Annotated in this window: 10 protein-coding genes and 2 pseudogenes; 7 read left to right on the top strand and 5 right to left on the bottom strand. The window is 67.3% G+C overall.

Translation table 11 applies throughout. The features are described from left to right. Nucleotides 1-252: 252 nt before the first annotated feature. A complete protein-coding gene (locus tag KUM38_RS29575) occupies nucleotides 253-963 on the bottom strand; it encodes an IclR family transcriptional regulator (RefSeq protein WP_254397966.1) in 711 nt (236 codons plus the stop codon). A gap of 180 nt (nucleotides 964-1,143) precedes the next feature. Between KUM38_RS29575 and KUM38_RS29570 the strand changes: the two genes are divergently transcribed. The 3 genes from KUM38_RS29570 to KUM38_RS29560 all read left to right on the top strand — a co-directional run bounded on the left by KUM38_RS29570 (nucleotide 1,144) and on the right by KUM38_RS29560 (nucleotide 4,273). Next, the gene (locus KUM38_RS29570; protein ID WP_217133756.1) at nucleotides 1,144-2,073 is read left to right on the top strand and encodes an alpha/beta fold hydrolase; all 930 of its coding nucleotides are present in this window, start codon (nucleotides 1,144-1,146) and stop codon (nucleotides 2,071-2,073) included. A gap of 115 nt (nucleotides 2,074-2,188) precedes the next feature. Further along, complete coding sequence (locus tag KUM38_RS29565; RefSeq protein ID WP_217133755.1) at nucleotides 2,189-3,064, top strand: alpha/beta fold hydrolase; 876 nt, start codon at nucleotides 2,189-2,191, stop codon at nucleotides 3,062-3,064. A 75-nt stretch (nucleotides 3,065-3,139) separates the two neighbouring features. Next, complete coding sequence (locus KUM38_RS29560) at nucleotides 3,140-4,273, top strand: IS630 family transposase (RefSeq protein WP_308409091.1); 1,134 nt, start codon at nucleotides 3,140-3,142, stop codon at nucleotides 4,271-4,273. On the opposite strand, the gene KUM38_RS43770 is transcribed toward KUM38_RS29560, so the two are convergent. Beyond that, on the bottom strand, nucleotides 4,251-4,391 hold the full coding sequence (locus KUM38_RS43770; RefSeq protein WP_374227104.1) for a hypothetical protein: 141 nt from the start codon (nucleotides 4,389-4,391) through the stop codon (nucleotides 4,251-4,253). The genes KUM38_RS29560 and KUM38_RS43770 overlap by 23 nt on opposite strands. Between KUM38_RS43770 and KUM38_RS29555 the strand changes: the two genes are divergently transcribed. Continuing rightward, entirely contained in the window at nucleotides 4,341-4,685 is a 345-nt protein-coding gene (locus KUM38_RS29555; RefSeq protein WP_217133753.1) for a hypothetical protein, read from the top strand. The genes KUM38_RS43770 and KUM38_RS29555 overlap by 51 nt on opposite strands. Nucleotides 4,686-4,784: 99 nt before the next feature. Here the strand turns inward: KUM38_RS29555 and KUM38_RS29550 are convergent, their stop codons facing one another. Next, the gene (locus KUM38_RS29550) at nucleotides 4,785-5,618 is read right to left on the bottom strand and encodes a S1 RNA-binding domain-containing protein (protein WP_217133751.1); all 834 of its coding nucleotides are present in this window, start codon (nucleotides 5,616-5,618) and stop codon (nucleotides 4,785-4,787) included. 40 nt (nucleotides 5,619-5,658) lie between these two features. Next, the gene (locus KUM38_RS29545) at nucleotides 5,659-6,282 is read right to left on the bottom strand and encodes a hypothetical protein (RefSeq protein WP_217133758.1); all 624 of its coding nucleotides are present in this window, start codon (nucleotides 6,280-6,282) and stop codon (nucleotides 5,659-5,661) included. Nucleotides 6,283-6,294: 12 nt separating this feature from the next. Between KUM38_RS29545 and KUM38_RS29540 the strand changes: the two are divergent. Both KUM38_RS29540 and KUM38_RS43765 read left to right on the top strand, forming a co-directional pair. Then, nucleotides 6,295-6,827, top strand: a pseudogene (locus KUM38_RS29540) (helicase associated domain-containing protein); the annotation flags it as partial. A gap of 93 nt (nucleotides 6,828-6,920) precedes the next feature. Next, nucleotides 6,921-7,040: pseudogene (locus KUM38_RS43765) on the top strand (AAA family ATPase); the annotation flags it as partial. Between the two features lie 153 nt (nucleotides 7,041-7,193). Here KUM38_RS43765 and KUM38_RS29535 read toward each other — a convergent pair. Next, a complete protein-coding gene (locus KUM38_RS29535; RefSeq protein WP_217133749.1) occupies nucleotides 7,194-7,937 on the bottom strand; it encodes an SDR family oxidoreductase in 744 nt (247 codons plus the stop codon). A gap of 95 nt (nucleotides 7,938-8,032) precedes the next feature. Between KUM38_RS29535 and KUM38_RS29530 the strand changes: the two genes are divergently transcribed. After that, nucleotides 8,033-8,593 carry a TetR/AcrR family transcriptional regulator gene (locus tag KUM38_RS29530; protein WP_217133748.1) on the top strand — a complete coding sequence of 187 codons (561 nt, stop codon included), beginning with the start codon at nucleotides 8,033-8,035 and terminating at the stop codon, nucleotides 8,591-8,593. Nucleotides 8,594-8,754: the final 161 nt, after the last annotated feature.

The raw sequence follows: 8,754 nt of genomic DNA, 5'->3' as shown, positions 1-8,754 counted from the left end.
AGACATCAGCAACAGCATCCTGCGGCTTGGAAGACACACCATCATGCTCACACTGCCGAAGCCCCCACCACCACAGAACTAACGAAAAACTCAGTAGTCGTCCAGGACCTGCCGGACGACTACCTGGAACGGGGCCTGGCGGACAAGTTCGTCTAGTCATGATCCGCTGACGGCTTCGCGGGGCGTTGTCAGGCGCGTGAGTTCGGGACCCGGCGCAGTGGGCGCCGGTCTGCCGCATGGCCAAGTCGCGGTTCACCGCCCCACGGCCCGGGAGATCGCCAGGCCCGCCGTCCGCAGCGCCGTCCGAACGGCGGCGGCCCGGGTTGCGGCCTCGTCGGGGGCGACCAGGGACAGCGCGCCCAGCGCGTCACCGTGACGGTCCAGGATCGGGGCGGCGACGGTTGACATGGTGGTGGGCCCGGAACGCAGGGGGTTGGGCACCGTCATGGCGCAGACGCCCTCCGTGCGGACGGCGGCCATGAGCCGGCGCAGGAGCGCCGCGTCGTTCGCGTCGGCCAGCGCCTCCTCCCGCACCCGCTCGGGGGCGTGCGCCAGCAGGGCGATGCCGATGCCGGTCCCGGTGAGGGGGAGGCGACCGCCGACCCTGTACTTGACCGCTGCCGAGTCCCGTGCGGACAGGCGCTCGACGAGAACGGCCTCGTCGCCGTCGCGCACTGCGAGGAGGATGTGCTGGCCGGTGACCCGGTGCAGGTCCTCCATGAACGGCAGCGCGGCGGCGCGCAGTCCGTGACCGCGGGGCGCCAGCGAGGCGATCTCGAGGAGCTGCAGGCCGACGACGAAATCGCCGTTGTCGCGGCGTTCGAGGGCGCCCACACCCGTCAACTGGGCCGCGATCCGGGACGTGGTGCTCTTCGGAAGCCCCGCCCGAGCCGCGAGCGTGTGGAGGGTCAGGCCCTCCCCGGCCTCCGTGAAGGCGCCCAGGACCCTGAAGGCCCGCTCCAAGATCGGTTCGCCGCGGGGCGGCCGTCCCGAGCGAGGGGTCTGTACTGGCGTTCCACTCATCGGAATCGTCGGTGCGCGTCGGCGGCCACGGTTCGAATACTAGCTCCGTGACTCGCCCACCCGATGACCGGTGGATGCCGGTGCTGGTCGGGTTCGGGCTCAAAGACCAAGGAGACAGCAATGACGGCCGATCCCGCGCTGCGCGACGTCTACGTCCCGCACGCCTATCCCGAACAGCAGGCCGACCTCGGTGAGATCACCATGAACTACGCCGAGGCCGGTGATCCGGACAAGCCCGCCGTGCTGCTGGTCCCCGAGCAGACGGGCTCCTGGTGGGGGTACGAGGAGACGATGGGCCTCCTCGCGGAGGACTTCCACGTCTACGCCGTCGACTTGCGGGGCCAGGGGCGCAGCAGCTGGACGCCGAAGCGGTACAGCCTCGACAACTTCGGCAACGACCTGGTCCGGTTCATCGCCCTAGTGGTGCAGCGACCCGTCGTCGTCGCGGGCAACTCCTCCGGCGGCGTCCTCGCGGCCTGGCTGTCGGCGTACGCCATGCCCGGGCAGATCCGGGGTGCGCTGTGCGAGGACGCCCCGTTTTTCGCGTCCGAACTCGTCCCCATGTACGGCCACTCGGTCCGCCAGGGGGCGGGCCCCCTGTTCGAACTCTTCCGCACGTACCTCGGCGACCAGTGGAGCGTGGGCGACTGGGAGGGCTACCGCCGCGCGGCCGGCGCCGCGTCGTCGCCGATGACGCGGCACTTCGTGGCGGACGAGATCCCGCAGCACATGAAAGAGTACGACCCGGAGTGGGCGCGGGCCTTCTGGGAGGGGACCGTCGGACTGAACTGCCCGCACGAGCGCATGCTGAGCCAGGTCAAGACGCCGGTACTCCTCACGCACCACACGCGCGGCATCGACCCGGAGACCGGCGACCGGCTCGGGGCGCTCTCCGACGAGCAGGCCGCGCAGGCCAGGTGGTTGATGGAGTCGGCGGGGGTGAAGGTCGACTACGAGTCGGTGCCGGACGCGTTGCACGTGATGCACCAGCTCGACCCGGCGCGGTACGTGAAGATCTTCACCCAGTGGGCGGCCACGCTGGCTGAGTGACCGGTGGCCGCGCCGGACGCGTCTACTAGTGCCACATCAGGCAACGTTCGCCCCTGTACAGGGCTACGGTGAAAGTCGAGTGCGAGACGTCCTGTCCATGGCCATGATGTGGATCATGACTGTGTACGTCGACAATCCTGCCCGGCTCGGTGAGAGTCGTCTGCATGATGGACGGTTGCTTGGTTGGGCCGAGTGGGGGCCGTTGGACGGGGTTCCCGTTCTGTTGTGTCCGGGCGCGGCTACGAGCCGGTGGCTCGGTTTCGGCGCAGGGGTCGTCGAGGCGCTGGGAGTGCGTCTTGTCTCTGTGGACCGCCCGGGGCTTGGTGCCTCAACACCTGCGCCCGGCCGGACCTTCTCCGACTTCGCTGGTGATATTCGGCAACTCTGCGTGCTGCGAGGGCTGGGGCATCCGGCTGTGGTCGGGAACTCACAAGGCGCGCCGTTCGCTCTCGCCTGCGCTGAGGAGGGTGTGGCCTCGGCACTGGCTGTCGTCTCCGGCGCGGATGAGGTAGCCGCGCCGGAGTTCGCTTCCGCTCTGCCGGAGGAGCTGCGTGGCCTGGTCGAGCGGACCGCGTGCGACCCGGTTGGCGCCGAGGAGTTTTTCGCGGGCTTCACTGCGGATGGGATGTGGGGCATGGTCATGGACGGGAGTCCAGGGTGCGACCTCGCCGTGTATCAGGATCCTGGTTTCGCGCCTGTTTACCGCAGGGCCTTGGACGAGGGTTTTGTTCAAGGGGCTGCTGGTTACGCCCGCGACGCGGTCCTGGCCATGGGGCGGTGGCCGTTCGCTCTCGACGAGATCACTGTCCCGGTCGAGATCTGGTACGGCGAACGGGACACCAGCCACTCGCCCGATAAGGGAGCACTGCTCGCTACCCGTATCCCCGGTGCGCATCACCGTGTCGTACCGGGAATCGGCGGCGCGTTGCTGTGGACACATTCCGAGTCGATCCTCACTTCGCTTCTTGAGAAGGCCACGACCGACCGGTAGGCGGCCGGCTCATGGCAGTGCCGGGACGTGAGGTGTGCGCTGTGCCGGACGGCCGATCTTCGTCAAGCTGTGCGGGTGGCAGAACGGGTGCGGGTACGGGAGATCGACGGTGACGAAGACAGGCAGCTGTTGCGGATCATCCGCAGGGGTACCCGGTCGGTGGTGACCTGGCGGCGGGCACAGATGGTGCTGTTGTCCGCGCAGGGCATGCCCGTGGTGAAGATCGCCGAGGTGACGTTCACCAGCACGGACCGGGTCCGGGACGTGATCCACAACTTCAACACCGACGGCTTCGACTCCCTCTACCCGAAGTACAAAGGCGGTCGGCCGAAGACCTTCACACTGCCCGAGCGGCGCGAGATCAAGAAGATCGCCGAGTCCAGGCCGGCCGAGCACGGCCTGCCGTTCTCGACTTGGAGCCTGGCCAAGCCGGCGGACTTCCTGGTTGCCGAGGGGGTGGTCGACGACATCAGCCACGAGGGCCTGCGCATCCTGCTCCGCGAGGAAGGCGTCTCCTTTCAACGAGTGAAGACCTGGAAGACCTCTCGCGATCCGGACTACGCGACCAAGAAGGCACGGGTCGAGCACCTGTACGCGATCGCCGATGGCGAGGTCATTGCCGACGACGGCGAACCGGAAGTGGTGTTCTGTCTGGATGAGTTCGGGCCCCTGAACCTCCAACCCCACCCGGGACGCCAGTGGGCCGAGCGCGGCGGCAAACACAAGGACCCCGACCGTGAACCCAGGGCCAGGCGGCGCGCGACTTACACCCGCCCCCACGGGGTGCGGCACCTGTTCGCCGCCTACGACCTGGCCAAGGACAAGCTCTACGGCCACATCAAGAAGACCAAGAACCGGTCGAAGTTCCTGGAGTTCTGCCGTTACCTGCGCACCCTCTATCCGCCGACAGTCCGCCTGGCGATCGTGTGCGACAACTACTCCCCGCACCTGACCACCAAGCGGTGCCGCCGGGTGGCGGACTGGGCCGAGGTCAACAACGTCGGGATCGCCTACACCCCGACCAACTCCTCCTGGCTGAACCGCATCGAGGCCCAATTCACCGCCCTGCGCTACTTCACCCTCGACGGCACCGACCATCCCAGCCACAAAGAACAGGGCAGCATGATCCGCCGCTACATCATCTGGCGAAACCGCCACGCTGACGACCAGCGGCTACGAACCGTGGTCAACAGGGCGAACGTTGCCTGATGCGGCACTCGTTGCCCCGCAACAGGACCCGCACGTTCTGGCCGATGAAGCGGGCCGGAACCGAGTAGTGGCACTGGCGGACCGTGATCCGGCTGCTGCGGTCGACCTTCGGCGTCAGCGTGATGCCGCACTCGAACTCCTCGAACGGCAGCGGCAGCTCGGTCTCGGAGACGAAGTTGAACCCGACGCTGGTCAGCCGCCCGGACAGCAGCCGTTCGTCCTCCTCCGCGTCGATTTCCCGCAGCCGTTCGTTCAGGGCCTCCAGCGAGGCGACGTCAGGAACGGGGACCAGATGCGTGCGCCGGAACCGGCCGCCCTCCTGCTCGGCCCCGCCCTTCTCATGGGCGCCTTCCTGGCCCGGGATGCAGTAGAACGCGTCGAACCCGAACCTCCGCGAGTTCGCGAATTCTGAAGGGTGTTCGCGACGAACCCACGGGTTCAGGAGGGAAGTTTGGCCGGACGGAGACGGCGGTTCAGAGCTTGCTTCAGGCTGCGGTGATACCTGGAGAGGTCATTCAAGAGCCGCAGAAGCCTGCCGTCGGGAGAGGACCAGTCTGCGTCGCTCTCGGTCGATCTCTGTGATGACGACCGTGATCTTGTCACCGACTTGGACGACCCCCTCTGGAGCCTCGACAGGCGCCCATGTCAGCTCCTGCAGATGAACCAGTCCCTCGATGCCGTCGGAGACCTGGACGAAGACGCCGAACGGGACCAGCTTGGTGACCCGTCCCTGCAGCGTCTGGCCCACTGTGGCGCCGTCGGCGAACGTCTGGAAAGGGTGGGGCTGTGTGGCTCGCAGGGACAACCTGGCCTCTCCGCTCGTTGTGTCGAACTGGAGGAACTCGCACGAAACGCGCTGTCCCACCTGTACGACGTCCGAAGCTGTATTGAAGCGTCGCCAGGACAGCTCGGGGATCGTGATGAACCCGACGCCAGGGAAGACCGGGTGGTCTGGGCCGTCGTCCAACGCCACGAACACACCGAACCGTTCGATCGACGCGACTCTGCCCGAAAGTACCCCGCCGACGCGGAGGGATTTCAGGAACGCCCAAAGCTCGGCATTCTCCGTGGCAGCCATGGACAGCCAGGCTTGGCCCTGTTCCAGGTCGATGGCGGTCACCTCGGCGGTGATCCGCTGGCCGACCTCCACCGTTGCAGCCGGAAACTTGCACCACGACAGGTCCAACGGCCCCACGAACCCCAGCGGACGTTCCGTGAAACCGTCCAGGATCACTGACACCCCTCCTCGTCGAGGTACCTCTGCCACGATCCCGCTGCAGCGGTCACCGACCTGGAACACAGCCAGAAACCTCCGGGAAGCCTCATCGCCCGACACTCCGCCCATGCAGTGCAGCGTCTCACGGGAAGCCGTCCATCAGCTCAGCTCATGGTGTCTCGTGCTCGGCAGCCGAGGGGGCGACGGCGGTTGTGTAGCGGAGGCTGGTCTTGGCGCCGAGCGAGAAGACGTGTGCGAGGTGGAGAGGATCCGCGCCGCTGGCGGGGGCCTCCTCCAGGATGCGGTCCTGCCGCAACCGGTCGAGGCCCACGGGCAGCGGCTTGACCAGCTTGTCCTGCCGGAATGTGCCGACTGCCGTCGTGGTGGTGGCTGTGTTCCGGCTGATCAGCAGGTGGGGATTGGTGCTGCTCGGCCAGCGGCTGCGTCGGTAGTCGAGGTAGTTGGTGATCGCCTCGGCGGTGTACTCGTCCAGGGGACGGTTGAGGCTTTCGAGCTCCAGACGGCACCCGGCCAAGTCCACTTGGTCCAGCAGCAGGGTGCGGATCTGGTGAGCCGCCAGCGCATGGATCCCCGACAGCGCGACGACCACCCGCAGGGCCGGATCCTGCTGGGCAGCCTGAGCGACCTCCGCTACCTCCTCCGCGGTGAGTGGGGAAGGAATCGTCGTGGTGAGCCTGCCGCCCTTGATGCCGCGCATCGGGCTGCTGAAGATCAGCCGCTCAGTACAGCTGAGCAACAGCAGGCCACAACCCAGATCAACAAGCAGGCGCAACAGCTACGCCACAACCCGAAGCGGGCGGCCGAGCGCGCGCAGCAACTGGCCGCGATCGACCCGGACTGGAGCTGCGAGTGGCCACTCGACTGGCAACGCCACTACCGCGTCCTCGCCGACCTGGTCGATGCCGACAGCCACCTCCCCGACATCGCACCCGGGGTGCTGTTCGAGGGCGACGACCTGGGCAAGTGGCTGAAGCGGCAGAAGAACCCGGGCACCTGGGCGCAGCTTCTCCCCGAGCAGCAGGAGCGGCTGTCGAAGCTGGGCGTACAGCCAGCCGAGGCCCCGTCTCCCGCCCCAGCGGCCACGCGTGCGGCGGAAGAGGCCCGAGCAAGGCACAGGCGGCGTTCCAGCGGGGCCTCACGGCCCTCACGCAGCGGTTGGAACGCGAGGGGCAGGGGCCGGTGCCCCGTAAGGCGGTAGAGGTTTTGCCTGACGGGACGGAGACCAAGCTCGGCATCTGGTACAGCAACACCAAGTCCAGGCGCGACAGGCTCACTGCGGAGCAGCTGGCCGCACTGCGGGAACTGGGCGTGGAGTGAGCGTGACCTGTGCAGGGCGGCACTATGGGACTGGTGTCGTCCTCACCAGCGAATATCGCTCGTCCACATGAGAGGACTGTCGGTAGGTTGCGCTGCGCGGCCATCGTCGACCGGCTCACCTTCGGCGGCAACTTGATCCAGACAGGCACCGACTCCTACCGCCTCGCCATCACCCAAGCCCGAGCAGCTGCCCAGGACGGCAAGGCAGACTGACCGCTCGGGGATTCACTTCACCAGGAGACATCCCTCCCGTTGAGGCCGGGAGCCAGGCCCGGAGTTTGTGTTCTGCTCGCCAGCATGTCGGGCCAGACAGTTGCGTTGCGTAAGCGACTGGCGGCCGTCTCACTTGACCGGTGACAGCAAGGGTCATGCCTGGACGGTGGGGCGAACGTTGATCTCGCCGATCTCGACGTCGCCGGGTTGCTCGATGGCGAAGGCCACCGCGCGGGCGACCGCCGCCGGAGGGATGCCCATCGCGTCCATGTTCTTGCGCGTCTGCTCGCGGATGTGCGGATCTGCCATGGAGCCGGCGAGATCGGTGCGGACGTATCCCGGCGAGATGGCTGTCGTGCGCACCACCCCGTCGGTGGACTCCGTGCGCAGTCCCTCGTGGACGGTGCGCACTGCGTTCTTGGTCGCGGCGTAGACGGCCATCGAGGGGGACGCGCCGTACAGGCCGGCCACGGAGACGATGCTGACCAGGTGGCCCGACCCTTGCTCGCGGAAGACGGGCAGCACGGCGGCGACGCCGTTGAGCATGCCGCGAAGGTTGACATCGATCATGGCCGACCAGCCTTCGGTGTCGAGGTCGGCCAGCGGACTGATCGGGGCGATGCCGGCGTTGTTCACCAGTACATCGATACGGCCGTACTGGTCGATGGTGGTGGAGACCAGGCGCTGCAGGTCTTGGGCCTTGGTGACGTCGACGACGCACGTGGCAGCACGGCCCCCCTCCTCCCGGATGTCCTGCGCTATGGCGTCGATGCGCTCGCTGCGGCGCGCTGAGAGGACGACCGCGGCGCCGCGGCCGGCGAGCAGGCGGGCCGTGGCTTCGCCGATGCCGCCGCTCGCTCCGGTGATAGCGACGATCTTGCCGTGAAGAGAAAGCACTACTGCCTCCAAGTAAAGTGGACACGTGTCCGCTGTTTGGTTCACCCTACCGGACACGTGTCCACTTGCCAGAGGCGGAACATCAGGAGAGGCCCATGAGTGCGCCAGCACGCCGTCCGGACGCGGAGCGGAACCGGACCCGCATCGTGGAGGCTGCCCGTGCGGCCCTCGCCGAGTCCCGTCACGTCCACCTCAACGAGATCGCCAAGCGCGCCGGTGTAGGACAGGGAACGCTCTACCGGAACTTCCCCAACCGCGAGGCGCTCCTCGCCGAGGTCTACCGGCGCGACGTCGAAGAACTCGTGACCGCCTCCTCCACTCTGCTGGCGGCCCACGAGCCCGTGGAAGCTTTGCGGCGCTGGCTCGACCGAGTGATCGACTACGCCGAGATCAAGTACGGCGTCCTGGCAGCGCTGGAGCCGGCCGCGTGGCAGGACCTCGTCGCTCACAGCCAGAACCCCATCGAAGGCGCCCTCGGTCACCTGCTGGACGCCGGGAAAGCGACCGGTTCCATCCGCGCGGACGTGGACGCCCACGGGGTCCTCCTGCTCATCGCCTACCTCGGCCGACTGGACCGGGATGAATGGGAATCAACGGCGCGGCCTCTGATGAACGTCGTCCTCGACGGCCTTCGCCGACAGGACGCGGACCGGTGAGGCAGCAAAACACCGAGGACGTCCTGAACAGCACCCCCGAACATCACCAAGTGCTGCCCAAACTCGGGTTCTGGCTCAAGTTCTGTGGTCCGTAACTGGGGGTGACCAGTTAGATGTCGAAGAGGGCTTCCTCTTGTGGCGGGATCGGAGGGTCAAGGACA

Source organism: Streptomyces sp. AC558_RSS880 (assembly GCF_019049255.1).
Lineage (GTDB): Bacteria > Actinomycetota > Actinomycetes > Streptomycetales > Streptomycetaceae > Streptomyces.
The sequence above is the reverse complement of the archived record's forward strand: the minus strand, read 5'-3'. Positions and strand labels throughout refer to the sequence as shown.

Excerpts from the sequence above, each read along its gene's own strand:
- KUM38_RS29570 (WP_217133756.1), top strand. The coding sequence starts at position 1,144 with ATGACGGCCGATCCCGCGCTGCGCGACGTCTACGTCCCGCACGCCTAT.
- KUM38_RS29565 (WP_217133755.1), top strand. The coding sequence starts at position 2,189 with ATGACTGTGTACGTCGACAATCCTGCCCGGCTCGGTGAGAGTCGTCTG.
- KUM38_RS29550 (WP_217133751.1), bottom strand. The coding sequence starts at position 5,618 with ATGGGCGGAGTGTCGGGCGATGAGGCTTCCCGGAGGTTTCTGGCTGTG.
- KUM38_RS29530 (WP_217133748.1), top strand. The coding sequence starts at position 8,033 with ATGAGTGCGCCAGCACGCCGTCCGGACGCGGAGCGGAACCGGACCCGC.